Consider the following 17,254-nt stretch of genomic DNA (forward strand, 5'->3'; position numbering starts at 1 on the left):
GCCTCAGGTCGCCTTGACGGCGGCCAGGAAGTTCTCGACCTCGGCCCGCATGGTTTCGGATTCGGCCCGCAGCTTGTCGGTCACCTCGACCATGCGCGCCGCCATCTCGCCGGTGTGCAGCGCCGCCGACGACACCTCGACGATGCCGGCCGAGACCGAGCGGTTGCCGTGGGCCGATTCGTTGATGTTGCCGACGATGGACTGGGTGGCGGCATTCTGCTCCTCCACCGCCGAGGCGATGGTCGAGACCACTTCGTCGGCCCTGACGATGGTGTCGTGCACCGTGGCCAGAGCCGCCGCCGCGTTGCGGCTGGTGCTCTGGATGCCGCTGACCTGGTCGGCGATCTCCTCGGTGGCCTTGGCGGTCTGGCTGGCCAGATGCTTGACCTCGTTGGCCACCACCGAGAAGCCCTTGCCCGCCTCGCCGGCCCGCTGCGCCTCGATGGAGGCGTTGAGCGCCAGCAGGTTGGTCTGGGCGGCGATCTCGCCGATCAGGGTGACGATCTCGCCGATCTTCTCGGCCGCCTCCGACAGGTGCCCCATGGTGGCATTCAGCCCCTGGATGCCCTCGACCGCCTCGCGGGTAATGGCGGTGGAGGCACCGACGCTGCTGCTGATCTCGTGGCCCGAGGCGCCCAATTGCTCGGTGGAGCTGGCGACGGATTCCACGTTGGCGGCGGCCTGCTCGGCCGCCACCGCCACCTGCTGGGCCTGGCGCTCGGTTTCCTCGGCCACCGCCGACAGGGTGTGGGCGGTTTCGCGCACGTCCTCGACGGAATGGTTGACCACCGCCAACACCCGGGTGGCCACCACGCCGAACTCCTCGGTCAGGCGCTGGCGCATCTGGGCGCGTTCGAGCAGCAGGCGGTCGGCGGCCTGCTTCTGCGCCTCCAGCTGGTCGGCGCGGATCATGCTTTCCTTGAACACCTCGACGGCGCGGGCCATGTCGCCGATCTCGTCCTGCTTGTCCACCAGCGGCACGCCCACCGTCTTGTCGCCCCGCGACAGATGGGCCATCACGCCCCCCAGCCGGTCCAGCGGCCGCACGATGCGGAAGCGGGTGAACCAGTAGAAGAACACCGCCAGCAGCAGCAGCAGCAGGCCGTTGAACAGCATCACGCCGCCCACGGTGGCCGATACCGTCCAGGTGGCGTCCTCGACCCGGTCGGCGCTGTCCTTGTGCTCCTGACGCAGCAGGGCGCCCAGCCGGTCAAGGGCGACCAGGGCGCCGGCCTCGTCCACCACCGCGCGGGCGTGGGCCTTCTCGGCGGGCTCCTTGCGGGCCAGCGCCTCGGCCACCTGGGGCATGGCGCGGTCGTAGGCGTCCACCAGGGCCATGACCGCCTTCAGCGCCTCCTGCTCGTCCTTGGACGCGCCGGCGGTGAGATAGGCCGGGCCGATCTCGCGCAGCCGGGCCAGATCCTGGGTCACCGCCTGCCGCAGCAGCGGGTCGTCGGTCAGCAGGTAGTCGTGGAAGTGCTGGCTGAGCCCCCCGAAGCCCAGATGCTGGCGCAGGTCCGACAGCAGCATCAGCCGCCGGGCCAGACCGGTATCGAAGTTGCGCCAGACCGAACCGATCTCGGCCACCTTGGCGAAGCTGGCCACCGTGCCGCCGATCCCGGCGGCCAGCAGCAGGGCCATCAGCACCGAAATCAGGATGCCGACCAGCCTCAGCCGGATGTTCGAGACGAACCAAGCCATCCCTGCGGCACCGCGGCCGAGGGCGTTGAGATCCTGCGACGATACGTGCATGTCCCCCACCATGGCGAATGTGTATCCATTCCCTGAGGTAGATTATCAGGGCATGGATTCCGCCGGTAAATGGGTGGAACTACCCAAAACCACGTTCTACTGCTAATTTGACGGGTCATTCGGGGAATTCGGCTATGCCTTTTGAGAATAACGATAAATTGAAAATAGCCGCGGGGGAATCCCCCTCTATTACTAACGGATTGGTCGATATCTACCACGCCCATCATTCACCGATGACGCTGTTGCTGTATCTGGCCCTGGTCACCGGACTTGCCGCAACCCAGGTCGCGCATCACGGCTATGTTGAAGCATTGGGGTGGTGGGTGACGGTGGCGGCCGTCGCCGTCACCAGCCTGTGGCAACAGCGGCGCTACGCCGCCGACCCGGCCCGCGCCGAGCATGCCGCCCGGTGGAGCCGCCATTTCGCCGCCCTGTCGGCGATCAACGGCAGCCTGCTGGGCCTGGGGGCCTTGCTGTTCTTCGACCCCGACCTGGGCGCCGACGCCATGGTGCCGCTGATCTTCGTCGTGATCTTCACGGTGGCGGCCAGCCACGCCAAGACGGCCATTCCCATGTGCGCCTACGGCACCTTCCTTCCCGCCCTGGCGCTGACGGTGGTGGCAGTGGCGGTCAGGCCGGAAGCGGGCGGCGGCTTCCTGATCGTGTTCCTGATCGCCCTGGCGGCGTTCGGCATCGGCTTCACCCGCTCCAGCCACCGGATGCTGGAAAAGGCCCTGCGGCTGAGCCGGGCCAATACGGAACTGATGGAGGAGGCGCAGCGGGCCCGCGATCAGGCCGAATCGGCGAGCCAGGCCAAATCCGCCTTCCTGGCGGTGGTCAGCCACGAGGTGCGCACGCCGCTGAACGCCATGATGGGCATGACCGAGCTGCTGGCCGAGGCGCCGCTGGAAGAGGCCCACCGCCGCCGCCTCGACACCCTGAGATCGGCCGGCGACCATATTCTGGGCCTGATCGAGGACATGCTCGACTTCTCGCGCATCGAGGCGGGACAGGTGGAACTGGCCGCCAAGCCGTTCCATATCGGAGCGCTGGCCGCCGAAACCGTCGAGCTTCTCGGCGAGCAGGCCTACCGCAAGGGAGTCAGCCTCCAGATGGAGGTGGAGGACGGCGGCTGGCCCTACCGCCAGGGCGACAGCCGCCGGCTGCGCCAGGTGCTCGTCAACCTGCTGCACAACGCCATCAAGTATACCGAGATCGGCACGGTCAGCCTGCGCCTCGAGGCCAGCCGCGATTCGGTGGTCCGCTGCTGCGTCGAGGACCAGGGAAGCGGCATTCCCTCCGACCGCCGCGAGGCGGTGTTCGAACCCTTCCTGCGCGGCGGCGACAGCGAGGCCCACCGCGAGGGAGCCGGTTTGGGACTGGCCATCAGCCGCCGGCTGGTTTCGCTGATGGGCGGCGCGCTGTGGCTGGAGCCGCTGGAGCGGGGCAGCCGTTTTTGCTTCACCGCGATCCTGCCGGCGGTGAACGAACCCGACCTTCCGGCGGAACCCGCCGTCCCGCCCCTGGCCTGTCGCGGCCGCGTGCTGGTGGCCGACGACAGCGCATTCGGCCGCGACATCGTGGCGGCCATGGCGGCCGGCTCGGGCGTATCGCTCGATCTGGTCGAGGACGGCGAGCAGGCCGTGACCAAGGCCCGCCGCCATCGCTACGACCTGATCCTGCTGGACCAGCGGATGCCGCGCATGGACGGCTCCCAGGCCCTGGCCGCCATCCGCCGCGACGAGGCCGAACGCGGCCTCGCCCCCGTCCCGGTGGTGGCGATGACGGCGGGCATTCCCGGCAAGGTCCGCGCCGACTTCATCGCCGCGGGCTTCGCCGACCACCTCGCCAAGCCGTTTTCCCGCAAGCATCTGACCGACCTGCTGACCCGCCACCTGCCCGGAGCCACCGAGCCCGGCGCCGGCCGGCCGCCGCTGGCGGTCGCCGACGCCACCATCATCTCCCACTGCCAGGACGATGCCGCCAAGCTGGCGACGGCCATAGACGGCGACAAGGCCGACGACGCCGGCCATCTCGCCCATCGCATCAAAGGGATCGGCATGGTGTTCGGCATGCCGCATGTGGCCCGCGCCGCCGAGGCCATCGAGACCGCCATCGGCGACTGGGACGAGGCCCCCAGGCCCCTGCTGGCCGCGCTCAATCAGGCCCTGGCCGACGAACGCCGCCGGCTGGGCCGGGGACGCGGGGTCCGCCGGACCACCGGCCCGGTGCGGGTGCTGCTGGTGGACGACCACGAGATGGTCCGCGACGGCTTGCGGGCGGTGCTGGGCAATCAGCCGGATTTCGAGGTGGTGGGCGAGGCCGCCGATGGCCTGGACTGTATCCGCATGGTGGTCCGCCATCATCCCGATCTGGTGCTGATCGATCTGGCCATGCCGCGCATGAACGGCGCCGAGACGGTGCCGGAAATCCGCAAGCGCCTGCCCGCCGCCCGAGTGGTGATGCTGACCGGCGCCGCCTCGCCCGCCCTGATGCGCAGCGCCAGCGAGGCCGGAGCCGACGCCCTGGTGCGCAAGGACGTCTCCGCCGAGGAATTGCTGCGCATCCTGCGGGCGGTGCTGGCCGGCAAGCCACCGCCGGCGGCCGCCAGCCCGCCGCCGGCGGGCGACGATTCCCTGGCGGCCCTGACGCGGCGCGAGCGTCAGGTGCTCAAGCTGATCGTCGAGGGCCGCCGTACCCGCGACATCGCCGATCTGCTGGCCTTGAGCGAACGGACGGTGGAAAAGCATCGGGCCAGCCTGGGGCACAAGCTGGGAACCTCGACACCGGCCGAACTGGCGGCCCTGGCGGTGCGCCACGGCCTGACCGCCGATTGCTAGCCCCTGCCGCTCAGGCTTCTATAGCGTGATGCCCAAAATGTGCATCACGCTATAGGCCTTATCATTGTCCCTCGCCGGGCGGGCGCATCCACGCCCTTGGCCGCGCCCTCAACGGGCGCTGGAGCGGCCCGCCTCATATTTGAGGCGCGCCGCTCTATCCCCGCATTCGCCATGCGGCGGCGGCCAGCGCCGCCACGGAAATCTCCACCGCGACCACCAGGGCGACGCAGCCCGGCCAGCCGTAATGGCTCCAGGTCCAGGCGGGCAGGACGCCGCCGACGCTGCCGCCCAGATAGTAGCTGCTGACATAAAGCCCCACCGCCATGGCCCGGCCGTCGCGGGCCAGATGGGCGATGCTGCCCAGGGCGACGGGCTGGGAGATCAACTGGCCGAAGCTGAACAGGCTGAGCCCCACCAGGATCACCGCCACCTCGTCCGCCAGGGTGATGAGCAGTCCGGCCGAGGTCAACGCCACCGCCCCGGCCACCACCACCCGGCGGCTGAAGCGCCGCAGGAGGAAGACTCCGGCGGCCGAGGCGGGAACCCCGAACAGCGTGATGGCGAACAAGGTGCCCAGGGCCACCGGCCCGAACAGATAGGGCGGCGCGGCCAGATGGAAGTTCATGTAGGTGAAGGTGCCGGTCATGCAGAACAGCAGGCCGAAGCCGATGCCGCAGGTAGCCATCAGCGGCAGGTTGCCCAAATGCCGCCGCAGGACGGCAAGGCCGCCGCCCTGCCCCACCGCCGGGGCCGGCTTGGGGCTCCGGTCGGCGGGCATCCACAGGGCGATGACCAGCGCCCCGGCCAGATTGAGCAGCGCCAGGACGGGAAAGGCCGCCCGCCAGCCGGCGGCGGCGGCCACCAGGGCGGTGATGTAGCGGCCGCAGAACCCGCCGGCCACCATGCCGGCCATGTGCAGGCCGATCATGGAGACCGCCTCGGATTGCGGCCATTCCTCGCCGATATGGGCGGTGGCGACGGAAAACACCGCCGGCAGGAACAATCCCTGCAGGAAACGCCACAGGATCAGCTGGCCCATGTCGGCCGAGGTGGCGGCCAGGGCGGTGGGAATCACCATCAGCAGGGCGCCGGCCACCATGACCCGCTTGCGCCCCAGCCGGTCGGCCAGATGCCCGGCCAGCGGCGCCATGCAGGCCACCGCCAGGGTGGTGGCCGAGACGGTGGCCGCCGCCATGGCCTCGCCCACCCCGAATTCCGCCCTCAACGTCGGCAGCAGGGCGTGGGTGGAATACATATCGAGAAAGCTGCAGAACCCGGCCGCCGCCACGGCCACCCGGCGGCGGTCCAGGGCCGGAATCACCGCCCCGGCCCTTCCTCGTTGCTGATCTCCACCAGATTGCCGTCGGGATCGCGGACATAGACCGAGTTCAGGGTGGCGCGGGCGCCGGTGCGCCGCACCGGCCCCTCCTCGATGGCGATGCCGAGCGAGGTCAGATGGGCGACCACCTCGTCCAGGGGGACCGAGGTGGTCAGGCAGAAATCGGCCGATCCCGCCGTCGCCACACGGGCATTGGGCAGGAATTCGCCCCCCTTCTGGTGCAGGTTGATCTTCTGATCCCCGAAGGACAGCGCCTTGCGCCCGCCGCCGAACTCGACGACCTGCATGCCGAGCGCCGACCGGTAAAAGGCGCAGGTAGCCCCCATGTCGGCGACGGTCAGAACGAAATGATCGATACGGTCGATGCGCATGGCGGTCTCCTGGCTGGCCCTGATCAATGAGGTAAAGAGCGATTCAGACAACAGATCGGCGCAAGGCTGCGCCGATCTGTTGTCATCGCACCCTAGTTTGCCGTTCCCTGGGCTTCCTTGACCATCTCCTGGATCAGCGCCTTGCCGATGCGGCCCTCCACCTGGGTGTAGACCGGCTGCAGGGCCTTGCGCCAGGCGGCGGTCTCGGCGGGGGTCAGCTCGATGATCTCGGTCTTGCCGCTGGCCCGGATGGCGGCCATGGCCTCGTCGTTTTCCTTCTGGGCGATGTCGTTGGCGTATTCGGTCGCCTCCTTCATGGCCCGCTCCAACTGCTTGCGGATATCCACCGGCAGGCCTTCCCAGAAGCGGAGATTGGTGATCACCGCATAGCCGATATAGCCGTGATTGGAGACGGTCAGGTACTTCTGCACCTCGTGCATCTTCTGGGTGTAGACGTTGGAGGGCGTATTCTCGCCGCCATCCACCACACCGGTCTGCATGGCCTGATAGACCTCGGAGAAGGCCAGCACCTGGGGCAGCGCGCCCAGCGCCCGCATCTGGGCGTCCAGCACCTTGGAGGACTGGATGCGCAGCTTGACGCCCCGGAAGTCATCGGGCATCCGCAGCGGCTTGTTGGCGGTCATCACCTTGAAGCCGTTGTCCCAGAAGGCCAGCCCGTAGATGCCGTAGCGCTGCAGCTTGGTCATCAGGCCGGTGCCCACCGCCCCTTCCAGCGAGCGGCGCAGCGCCGCCTTATCGGGCAGGATGTAGGGCAGGTCGAATACCTCGAACTCCTTGGCGCCCAGCGGGCCGAACTTGGCCAGCGACGGGGCCAGCATCTGGACGGCGCCCAACTGCAGCGCCTCCATCTCCTCCTTGTCCTTGTAGAGCTGGCTGTTGGGGTAGACCTCCACCCGGACCTTGCCCCCGGTGTACTTCTCGGCCAGTTCGCGGAAACGTTCGGCGCCCCGGCCCTTGGGGGTCTCGGCGGAGGTGACGTGGCTGAACTTGATGACGATCTGGTCCGCCGCCCCGGCCGGTGAAACGGCGCACAGGACGGCGGCGACAACGGCGATGCAAAGCCTCTTCATGGTGAAACTCCCCTTACTTTCTTGTTTTGTGATGGTCATTGCCGGTTCCCCGTTCAGCGGGGAATCCTGGTCAGAATGGCCCTGGCCCGTTCGGCCACCGGGCGGTCGATCATGCGGCCCTCGACGGCGACCGCGCCCACGCCGCGCGATTGGGCGTCGCTCCACGCGGCCATCACCGTCTCGGCCCAGGCGATGTCGCGGGCGGTGGGAGCGAAGGCCTCGTTGACCACGGGGATCTGGTAGGGATGGATGCACAGCGCCCCGGTCATGCCGAAGGACCGCGCCAACCGCACCGTGGCGCCATAGGCGGCCAGATCCTTGAACTCGGCCAGAGAGCCGGGCAGGCCGATGGCCATCAGGCCGCGCCCCGCCGCCGCCAGGGCGATCATGCGGCAGGGCAGCGACAGGGCCGCCTCGGAGGGCTCGACGCCCAGCGCCAGGGAGAAATCCTCGCCCCCCAGCGCCAGACCGATCAGGCGCTCCTGCGCCGCGATCTCGCCCAGCCGCTCCAGACCCAGGGGGGATTCGATCAGGGGGATCAGGCCGATGCCGCCTGCGGCAAGGCCGCGCTCGGCCTCCCACTCGCCGATCATGGCGGCGATCACCCGCAGGTTTCCGGCATCCTCCACCTTGGGCACCACCAGGGCGCTGACCCCCGGCCGCACGGCGGCCTCCAGGTCGGCGACGATGTCGCGCCAGCCGGTATTGATACGCACGAGAACGGGCAAGCCCAGGCCGGACAGCCGGGCCGCCGCCTCGGCGATGCCGGCCCGTGCCGCCGGCTTGGCCGCCGGCGGCACGGCGTCCTCCAGGTCGAGGATGATCGCGTCGGCTCCCTTCTGGTGGGCCTTGTCCAGCAGACGGGCGTTATCGGCGGGCACGAACAGCAGCGAACGCGGGCCTGCGGCCATCAGACGACTCCTTCCTGGCGAAGACGGGCGATATCGGCCGCCCCCAGGCCCAGCACTTCCCCAAGGACCTCCTCGGTGTGCTGCCCCAGGGTCGGAGGGGCGCGGCGAACCGTGGGCGGGGTGCCCGACATCTTGATGGGACTGCCCAGCAACGGCACGCCGTCGGCCTGGGCGTGGGAGGCCGGGACCACCATGCCCCGCGCCCGGACCTGGGGGTCCTGGAACGTCTCGGGCATGGTGTTGACCGGGCCGGCCGGCACTCCCAGGGCTTCCAGGCCGTCCAGCCAATAGCGCCGCGGATGGCGGACGATGACCTCGGCCAGCACCGGAATCAGATCCTCGCGATGCTGGACGCGGGCCGAATTGGTGGCGAAGCGCGGATCGCCGGCCAGGGAATCGAGGCCTGCGAAGCGGCAGAACCGGGCGAACTGCCCGTCATTGCCCACCGCCAGGATCAGATAGCCGTCGGCGGCCCGGAAGACCTGATAGGGGACGATATTGGGGTGGCCGTTGCCGCGCCGCACCGGCTCGATCCCGGACACCAGGAAGTTTTCCGCCTCGTAGGTCATCAGCGCCAGCTGGCAATCCAGCAAGGCAAGGTCCAGATGCTGGCCCGGCCCCGCCGCGTCGCGATGGCGCAGAGCGGCCAGGATGGCGATGGCGGCGTAAAGCCCGGTCACCAGATCGGCATTGCCGATCCCCACCTTGACCGGCTCGCCGGCCGGGTCACCGGTCAGGCTCATGATGCCGCCCATGCCTTGGGCCAGGAAGTCGTAGCCGGCGCGCGGCGCATAGGGTCCGGTCTGGCCGAAACCGGTGATGGAGCAATAGACCAGCCGGGGAAAGCGGTCCTTTACCTGGGCATAGGACAGGCCATAGCGCTCCAGGTCGCCGACCTTGAAGTTCTCGACCACCACGTCGGAACGCCCCATGAGGTCGAGCAGCAGCTTCTGCCCCGCCTTGGAGGCCATATCCACCGCCACCGAGCGCTTGTTGCGGTTGGCGCTGAGGTAATAGGCGCTTTCGCGGGTGTCGCCGCCGTCGCGGTCCTTGAGGTAGGGCGGCCCCCATTTGCGGGTGTCGTCGCCGATGCCCGGCCGCTCGATCTTGATGACGTCGGCGCCCAGATCGCCAAGTATCTGGGTGCAACTGGGACCGGCCAGCACCCGGGTCAGGTCGAGGATACGGATGCCGTCGAGGGCCGACCTGTCCATGGACGCCGCCCTCATTGCCGGAAAAAGGTGTTGAGCCGCATGGGCTGGTCGAATTCCACGCCGCCCGCCGTGACGCGGCCATGGGTGGTGAAGCGGCGGCGCAGTTTCCCCTCCACCGCCGGCAGGCGGGCGACGCGCGCCGGGTCGGGGGCGACGATGGCGGCCAGGAACTGCGCCACGTCGCGGAAACGCACGGTGTTGAGGTAGAAGCTCTCGGCCCCCACCGACAATTGGGGAGGGGCGGCCCGCAGGGCGGCCAGGGCGGCGGCGCGGATGTCCGTCTCGTCCTCCAGCGGCCGCAGCGTCTCGAAATACAGACCCTCGGCCAGGGGCTCGACCACCATCAGCAGGCCCTTTGGCGCCAGCACCCTTGCCGCCTCGGCCAGGGCGGGCGCCAGGGCGGCGGCCGGCACGTGGTGCAGGCTGTTGAAGTAGAGCAGCGCGTCCACCTCGCCGTCGGCGAAGGGCAGGGTCTCGCCCCGTCCCACCCGATAGCTCTCGCCGGCCACCGGAGTGACGGCGCGGGCACGCACCAGTTGGCCCTCGTCCACCTCGATCCCGACGGCGCGGGCGCCCATGGCGGCCAGATGGCGGGTCATGCCTCCGTCGCCGCAGCCCACATCCGCCACCAGCAACCCGTGGGGCGAAGGCAGGAGAGCGGCCAGTTCGGCCTTGTGGCTGGAATAACGGGGGCTCATCGCGCGTCCAGTTCGGCCGTCATGGCGACGTTGCCCTGGTGGTCCAGCGCCCACAGCAGGGCACCGCCATCACGCGGCGCACCACACACCGACAGGGGATGGATATCGAACAGCGGGCGCTTGGCCCGGAACCTGAACCCGGTGACCACGGCGCCGGGATTGTGGCGCAGGAACAGGTCCACCAGCAGGGTGGCGGTCAGCGGCCCGTGGAACACCAGACCGGGATAGCCCTCCACCTCGCGGCAATAATCGCGGTCGTAATGGATGCGATGGCTGTTGAAGGTCAACGCCGAGAAGCGGAACAGCAGCACGATGTCGGGAACGATCCGCCGCTGCCACACCGCTTCGGCCGGCGCCGCCTCGGAAACGGCCGGAGCCTCACCCGGCCGGGATGCCTCGCGGTAGACGATATCGTGGAACTCGGTCAGCGCCGGACCGGCCGGCGTCGACACCTCGTGGCGAACCTTGACGAACACCATCTTGCCCGACCGCCCCTCCTTGGGGGTGACCTCGTCGATGGTCGAGCGGCGGGTGATGGACTCACCCACCCTGATGGGAGCGGTGAAGCCGAGGGCGCCGCCGGCCCACATGCGCCGGGGCAGGTCCACCGGCGGCAGGAAGCCGCCGCGATGGGGGTGTCCGTCCCCGGAGATGTCGCGCTGCAGGGCGCGGGGCAGGAAATAGAGCCAATGGCCGAGCGGCGGTACCTCGCCGTCGCGCCACGGCGGCAGGGCATGGTCCAGGGTGGCGGCCAGACCGGCCAGCGGCGCGGCGGCGGCCACGTCCCCGATGGTTTCCGACCGGCCGATCCAGTCCCGCAGGTGATCGAAACTCATGGGGCGAACTCCTGGCGGATGGCGGCGGAATGCTGGCCCAGGGCGGGAACGGGCCGGGGAATGAAGGCCTCGCCCCGCACCTGTACCGGCGGGGCCACCGCCTCCACCGGTCCGGTGGGCGTGCATATCGTCACCCGGCGCAGTTGGGCATGGGTGGACAGGTCGGACACCTGATTGAGCGAACCATAGGCGATGCGGGCCACCCCCAGGCGCCGGGTCGCCTCGGCGTGATCCATGTCCTTGAACGCGCGGGCGATGATGGCGTCCAGCTCGGGGCGGTTGGCGACGCGATCCTTGTTGGAGGCAAAGCGCCGGTCGGTGGCCAGATCGGGATTGCCGAGCACCCCGTCGCAGAACAGCCCCCATTCCCGCTCGTTCTGGATGGACAGCACCACCGGGCGGCCGTCGCGCGTCTCGAAGGCGCTGTAAGGCGCGATGCTGGGATGGCTGAGCCCCACCCGGCCGGGCGCCTTGCCGCCGTAATCGTGGTGCAGCAGCGGCACGGTCATCCAGTCGGCCAGGGCATCGAACAGCGACACCGCGACGCCGCCGCCCCGGCCGGTCCGCTCGCGCTCCAGCAGGGCCTGCAGGATGCCGGCATGGGCATACATGCCGCAGGCGATGTCGGCCACCGAGACGCCGACCCGGCCGGCCTGCTCGGGGACGCCGGTGATGGAGGCCAGCCCCACCTCGCTTTGCACCAGCAGGTCGTAGGCCTTCATGTCGCGATAGGGGCCGTCCTCGCCATAGCCGGTGATGTCGCAGGTGATCAGCCGGGGATGGCGGGCCCGCAGCGAAGCCGAGCCGAATCCGGCCCGCTCGGCGGCGCCGGGCGCCAGGTTCTGCACGAAGACGTCGGCCTGGGCGACCATGCGGTCCAGCAGCGCCGCGTCCCCGGCCTGCTTGATGTCGAGGACCAGGGATTCCTTGCCCCGGTTGATCCAGACGAAATAGGCGCTCTCGCCATGGACCACGCTGTCGTAGCCGCGGGCGAAATCGCCCTCGGGGCGCTCGATCTTGATCACCCGCGCCCCGGCATCGGCCAGCCGCGACGTGCACAGCGGCGCGGCGACCGCCTGTTCCAAGCTGACCACCAGCAGGCCGGAAAGAGGATTGGCCATGACGCGCGCGGACTCCTGTGACACGACGGTTGTTCACGGGAATCATTTAGCGAGGGTGGAAAAATCTTTTCCAATACAAGCGCTGCATCCGGTCCATACAGCACTTGTATGGTCAGTCGTCCCCGGCGCCGTCCAGCAGCAGTTCGCCCGGCCACACGCCCTGCCCGACCAGATCGCGCAGCACACGCAGCATGGTGTCGCGCACGGCGCCGGCCGCCTCGGTCAGCGGCATGCCGCGCGGACGGCACAGGTGGACCGAGCGGCGCAGCACGGGCTCGGTGATCCGCCGGGCCTCGATGGTGCGCTGGCGGCATTCGTCCAGCACCGCCGACAGGGAGAGGACCGAGCAGCCCACCCCCTTGCCCACCAGGGTCTTGATCTGGGGCAGGCCGTCGATCTCCACCGCCACGTCCAAGGTGATGCACTTCTCGCGCGCCGCCTTTTCCAGACGTTCGCGCAGGCCGTGGGGACGGCTGGGCACGATCAGCTGGACGCCGGAAAGATCGTCGAAGGCGATGTCGGCATTGCCGGCGCCCGGCGGACAGATCAGGTAAAGGTCCTCGGCGACCAGCGGCTCGCTGGCGAAGCTGCGCGTCTTCACCACGTCGTAGAGGCAGCCGAAATCCAGGCGCCCGTCGTTCAGCCATTCCAGGATGGTGCCGCTGAACGATTCCACGATGCGCAAGGACACCTGGGGAAACTCGCTCCGCACCGCCTCGACCAGCGGCACGGCCAGCACCAGGGCCACCGAGGCGGGCAGGCCGATGGTCACCGAACCGCTGGGAGTCCCGCAATAGCCGCGTATCTGCTCGGTGGCCTGGGCCACATGGCGCAGGATGACCTGGGCGTGTTCGTAGAGGCGCGCTCCGGCGGCGGTGGGCTTGACGCCCTGGATGCTGCGGGTCAGCAGCTTGACGCCCAGATCCTCTTCCAGATTGCGGATGTTGTGGCTGAGCGCCGGCTGGGCGATGTTCAGCCGCTGGGCGGCGGCGGTGAACGAGCCCTCGTCGACGATTCCCACGAAATAGCGCAACTGGCGCAGGTCCACCGGCGGGTCCCCCTGGTGCGGATGGGCGGTTCGGGCGGCAAGTGTGCGCCTTCCGCCCGTCTTTGCAATGACCCAAGGGTGCAAAATAGAAAACATCGATGCAAGGCATAGAAAGCCTCTCTTGGACGGGGAAACGGTCCAAGGGTTAGTCTCCGCTCGGCCCGGAGCACGGGCCGTCGCCGGTGGAGCCTGAGATGCTGAATGTGGAAACCTTTGCTGATATCCGTGACTCGGTCCGCCGGCTGTGCGCCGCCTTTCCGGGCGAATACTGGCGCAGGCTGGACGCCGAGCGGGCCTATCCCACCGAATTCGTCCGGGCGCTGACCGAAAGCGGCTTCCTGTCGGTGCTGATCCCCGAGGAATACGGCGGATCGGGCTTAGGAATCGCGGCGGCGGGCGCCATCCTCGAGGAAATCCACCGCTCGGGCTGCAACGGCGCCGCCTGCCATGCCCAGATGTACACCATGGGCACGGTGCTGCGGCACGGCAGCCCGGCCCAGAAGGAGATGCTGCTGCCCGGCATCGCGGCCGGCGACATCCGGCTGCAGGCCTTCGGCGTCACCGAGCCGACCAGCGGCACCGACACCACCCGCATCCGCACCTTCGCCCGCCGGGAGGGCGACAAGTACATCGTCAACGGCCAGAAGGTGTTCATCTCGCGCGCCGAGCATTCCGACTGGATGGTGCTGCTGGTCCGCACCATGCCGCGCGATCAGGTGGGCAAGCCGTCCCAGGGCATGAGCGTGCTGCTGGTCGACATGCGCCGGGCGGTGGGCAACGGCATGACCATCAAGCCCATCCGCACCATGATCAACCACGGCACCACCGAGATCTTCATCGACGACCTGGAGGTCCCCGCCGCCAATCTGGTGGGCGAGGAGGGCAAGGGCTTCGACTACATCCTGGACGGCATGAACGCCGAGCGGCTGCTGATCGCCAGCGAATGCATCGGCGATGCCCGCTTCTTCATCGACCGGGCGGTGGATTACGCCAGGACCCGCGAGGTGTTCGGCCGCGCCATCGGCGTCAACCAGGGCGTCCAGTTCCCCATCGCCCGCGCCCATGTGGAAACCGAGGCGGCATCGCTGATGGTGCAAAAGGGTATCGCCCTGTTCGATGCCGGCCAGCCCTGCGGCGCCGAGGCCAACATGGCCAAGCTGGTGGCCTCGGAAGCCTCGTGGCATGCGGCCGACACCTGCCTGCAGACCCATGGCGGCTTCGGCTTCGCCGAGGAATACGACGTGGAACGCAAGTTCCGTGAGACGCGGCTCTATCAGATCGCCCCCATCTCCACCAACCTGATCCTGTCCCATGTGGCGACCCATGTGCTGGGGCTGCCCAAGAGCTTCTGATATGGTGGCGCGTCAATCATCGGGGTGAGGCAGCATGGAACTCGGTCTCGACGGCAAGGTCATCCTCATCACCGGCGGCTCCAAGGGCATCGGCCTGGCCTGTGCCGCCGCCTTCGCCGCCGAGGGCGCCAAGGTCGCCATCTGCTCGCGCTCTCCCGCCAATATCGAGCGCGCCCTCGCCGCCCTGCCCGGCGCCCGGGGCTTCGCCGCCGACCTGTCCGATTCCGAGGCGGCGGCCGCGATGATCGAGGCGGTGGAAGCCGGCCTGGGACCGGTGGACGTGCTGGTCAACTCGGCCGGCGCCGCCCGGCGGACCCCGCCCGAGGAATTGAACCCGGCCCGCTGGCGCGACGCCTTCGACGCCAAGGTCTTTACCTATGTCAACGTCATGGACCCCATGGTCAAGCGCATGGCGGCGCGGGGACGCGGGGTCATCGTCAACGTGATCGGCATCGGCGGAAAGGTGGCCATGCCCACCCATATCGCCGGCGGCGCGGCCAATGCCGCCCTGATGCTGGCCACCGCCGGGCTGGGAGCCGCCTATGCCGGCCAAGGGGTGCGGGTGGTCGGCCTCAGCCCCGGCCTGACCGAGACCGAGCGGGTGGCGGAGGGGATGGAGGCCGTCGCCCGGCAATCGGGGCAAAGCGTCGAGGAAGCCCGCCGCGCCAGCATCGAGCGCCTGCCGCTCGGCCGCATGGCGGCGCCGGAGGAAGTGGCCGACGCGGTGGTCTTTCTGGCCTCGGGCAAGGCCGGCTACATCACGGGCACCACCCTGTCCATGGATGGCGGCCAGAACCCGGTGGTGCTTTGACCTAGCGGTCGTCGCCGGACAGCACCACCAGGATTTCGGCGTCGCCGTCACCCACCGACAGGAAGGCGTGGCCCTGGGCCGCGTCGAAATAGATGCTCTCCCCCTGGCCCAGCAAGACCGGCTCGCGGTCGTCCAGGTGGACCTCCACCCGACCCGACAAGACGAACAGGAATTCTTCGCCGGCATGGCGCAGCAGGGGGCCGAATTCCTTGAGGGAACGGGCCCGCACCCAGGCGACGGCGGGCACCATGCTCTTGCCCGCCAGGGTCGCCGCCAGATAGCCGTAATCGTAATTGGGCGTCGTCACCCGGTGGGCCTGATCGCGCCGGGTCACCGCCGAGCGCAGGGGCACGCCCTCCGCCGGCTCGGACCCGAACAGCTCGGAAATATCGATGCCGAGGCCGCGGCTCAGTTGCAGCAGCTTGTCGTAGGTGGGCGACATCTGGCCGCGCTCCACCTTGGAGACGGTGGAGATGGCCAGCCCGCTGGCCTCGGCCACCGCCTTGAGGGTCCAGCCGCGCGCCAGACGATGGGCCCTGAGGCGCGAGCCCATCTCGCTCAGGGGTACGGGAGTGCCGGCTTCGGTCGGGGTCATGGCGCCATATTTTCCGATACGAAAATTTTCTGATAGGAAAATTCCGTCGATCTGCCTACCTTAAACAAAACGGCCGCCAAGCCAACAGCATTCACGCAGGATAGGAAGGTCAACGTCATGGGAAGCAATGCTCCGCTGTCGCGTCATCTGAAAGTCCTTCTGGCTCTCGGCCTCGGGCTGGCCTCGGCGCCGGTTTGGGCCGCCGAGCCGATCCGCATCGGCTCGGTGGTCTCCGCCACCGGCCCCGCCAGTTTCCTCGGCGATCCCGAGCAGAAGACGCTGGAGCTCCTGGTCGACAAGATCAACGCGGCGGGCGGCGTCCTCGGCCGCAAGCTGGAGCTGATCCCCTATGACGACGCCAGCGACACCGCCAAGGCCAACACCATGATCCGGCGGCTGATCCAGCAGGACAAGGTGGACGTGGTGATCGGCGCCTCGACCACCGGCTCGACCATGGGCATGGTGCCCCAGGCCGAATCCGCGAAGATGCCCATGGTCTCGCTGGCGGCGGCCTCGGTGATCGTCGAGCCGGTCAAGCCCTATGTCTTCAAGATGCCCCACTCCGACCGCATGGCGGCGCAGAAGGTCCTGGAGGACATGAAGAAACGGGGCATCGCCAATTTCGCCCTGCTGTCCGACACCGGCGGCTTCGGCAAGTCGGGCCATGACGAGACCCTGAAGATGGCGGCCTCCATGGGTATTCCGGTCATCGAGGACCTGTCCTACGGCGACAAGGACACCGACATGACGCCGCAGTTGACCAAGGCCAAGCAGTCGGGCGCCAAGGCCATCTTCGTGTTCGGCACCGGCCAGGCCCCGGCGGTGATCGCCCGCAACCACGCCCAGCTCAGCCTGGGAATTCCGCTCTATATGTCCCACGGCCAGGCCTCCATGGAATTCGCCAAGCTGACCGGCAAGCCCGCCGAGGGCATCCGCATGCCGTCGCCGGCCCTCCTGATCGCCGAATCCCTGCCGGCCACCGACCCTCAGCGGGCGGTCAGCGTCGAGTACAAGCGGGAATTCGAGGCCCGCTACAAGATCGACGTCTCCACCTTCGGCGGCTATGCCTTCGACGCCCTGCGCATGGTGGTCGAGGCCATCAAGACGGCGGGCGGCACCGACAAGGAGAAGGTGCGCGCCGCCCTGGAGCAGACCACCGGCTTCATCGGGGTCAGCGGCATCTACAACATGACCGCCGCCGACCATATGGGCCTGGGCAGCCAGTCGTTCCGCATGGTGGAAATCCGCAACGGCGGCTTTGCCGAAGTCCAATAG

General features: G+C 68.8%; 15 protein-coding genes. 4 read left to right on the plus strand and 11 right to left on the minus strand.

The window, feature by feature from the left end:
- Positions 1 to 3 precede the first annotated feature (3 nt).
- A complete protein-coding gene (locus tag CP958_RS23835; RefSeq protein WP_141400624.1) occupies positions 4 to 1,752 on the minus strand; it encodes a methyl-accepting chemotaxis protein in 1,749 nt (582 codons plus the stop codon).
- 233 nt (positions 1,753 to 1,985) lie between these two features.
- On the opposite strand from CP958_RS23835, the gene CP958_RS23840 reads away from it, so the two are divergent.
- Positions 1,986 to 4,592, plus strand: coding sequence for a response regulator (locus CP958_RS23840; RefSeq protein ID WP_170959092.1), 2,607 nt, complete (start codon positions 1,986 to 1,988; stop codon positions 4,590 to 4,592).
- A 154-nt stretch (positions 4,593 to 4,746) separates the two neighbouring features.
- On the opposite strand, the gene CP958_RS23845 is transcribed toward CP958_RS23840, so the two are convergent.
- From CP958_RS23845 to CP958_RS23885, 9 genes are all read right to left on the minus strand, one after another.
- On the minus strand, positions 4,747 to 5,913 hold the full coding sequence (locus CP958_RS23845; protein WP_096704664.1) for an MFS transporter: 1,167 nt from the start codon (positions 5,911 to 5,913) through the stop codon (positions 4,747 to 4,749).
- Positions 5,910 to 6,302, minus strand: a complete 393-nt coding sequence (locus CP958_RS23850) for a VOC family protein (RefSeq protein ID WP_096705030.1) — start codon at positions 6,300 to 6,302, stop codon at positions 5,910 to 5,912. Before CP958_RS23850 ends, CP958_RS23845 begins: the two co-directional genes overlap by 4 nt.
- A gap of 92 nt (positions 6,303 to 6,394) precedes the next feature.
- A complete protein-coding gene (locus CP958_RS23855; protein WP_096704665.1) occupies positions 6,395 to 7,393 on the minus strand; it encodes a TRAP transporter substrate-binding protein in 999 nt (332 codons plus the stop codon).
- A gap of 53 nt (positions 7,394 to 7,446) precedes the next feature.
- Positions 7,447 to 8,304, minus strand: a complete 858-nt coding sequence (locus CP958_RS23860) for a CoA ester lyase (RefSeq protein WP_096704666.1) — start codon at positions 8,302 to 8,304, stop codon at positions 7,447 to 7,449.
- On the minus strand, positions 8,304 to 9,518 hold the full coding sequence (locus tag CP958_RS23865) for a CaiB/BaiF CoA-transferase family protein (RefSeq protein WP_197706448.1): 1,215 nt from the start codon (positions 9,516 to 9,518) through the stop codon (positions 8,304 to 8,306). Before CP958_RS23865 ends, CP958_RS23860 begins: the two co-directional genes overlap by 1 nt.
- An 11-nt stretch (positions 9,519 to 9,529) precedes the next feature.
- Complete coding sequence (locus CP958_RS23870) at positions 9,530 to 10,216, minus strand: class I SAM-dependent methyltransferase (protein WP_096704668.1); 687 nt, start codon at positions 10,214 to 10,216, stop codon at positions 9,530 to 9,532.
- Positions 10,213 to 11,052 carry a MaoC family dehydratase N-terminal domain-containing protein gene (locus CP958_RS23875; protein ID WP_096704669.1) on the minus strand — a complete coding sequence of 280 codons (840 nt, stop codon included), beginning with the start codon at positions 11,050 to 11,052 and terminating at the stop codon, positions 10,213 to 10,215. Before CP958_RS23875 ends, CP958_RS23870 begins: the two co-directional genes overlap by 4 nt.
- Positions 11,049 to 12,173 carry a CaiB/BaiF CoA-transferase family protein gene (locus CP958_RS23880; protein WP_096705031.1) on the minus strand — a complete coding sequence of 375 codons (1,125 nt, stop codon included), beginning with the start codon at positions 12,171 to 12,173 and terminating at the stop codon, positions 11,049 to 11,051. The genes CP958_RS23875 and CP958_RS23880 overlap by 4 nt, the downstream gene beginning before the upstream one ends.
- Before the next feature lie 112 nt (positions 12,174 to 12,285).
- Entirely contained in the window at positions 12,286 to 13,221 is a 936-nt protein-coding gene (locus CP958_RS23885) for a LysR substrate-binding domain-containing protein (protein ID WP_096704670.1), read from the minus strand.
- Between the two features lie 194 nt (positions 13,222 to 13,415).
- Between CP958_RS23885 and CP958_RS23890 the strand changes: the two genes are divergently transcribed.
- Both CP958_RS23890 and CP958_RS23895 read left to right on the plus strand, forming a co-directional pair.
- A complete protein-coding gene (locus CP958_RS23890) occupies positions 13,416 to 14,573 on the plus strand; it encodes an acyl-CoA dehydrogenase family protein (protein WP_096704671.1) in 1,158 nt (385 codons plus the stop codon).
- Positions 14,574 to 14,607: 34 nt separating this feature from the next.
- Complete coding sequence (locus CP958_RS23895; RefSeq protein WP_096704672.1) at positions 14,608 to 15,384, plus strand: SDR family oxidoreductase; 777 nt, start codon at positions 14,608 to 14,610, stop codon at positions 15,382 to 15,384.
- 1 nt (position 15,385) lies between these two features.
- Here the strand turns inward: CP958_RS23895 and CP958_RS23900 are convergent, their stop codons facing one another.
- Positions 15,386 to 15,979 carry an XRE family transcriptional regulator gene (locus tag CP958_RS23900; protein ID WP_197706449.1) on the minus strand — a complete coding sequence of 198 codons (594 nt, stop codon included), beginning with the start codon at positions 15,977 to 15,979 and terminating at the stop codon, positions 15,386 to 15,388.
- Positions 15,980 to 16,096: 117 nt separating this feature from the next.
- Between CP958_RS23900 and CP958_RS23905 the strand changes: the two genes are divergently transcribed.
- Positions 16,097 to 17,254, plus strand: coding sequence for an ABC transporter substrate-binding protein (locus tag CP958_RS23905; RefSeq protein WP_096704673.1), 1,158 nt, complete (start codon positions 16,097 to 16,099; stop codon positions 17,252 to 17,254).

Source organism: Magnetospirillum sp. 15-1 (genome assembly GCF_900184795.1).
Taxonomy (GTDB): domain Bacteria; phylum Pseudomonadota; class Alphaproteobacteria; order Rhodospirillales; family Magnetospirillaceae; genus Phaeospirillum.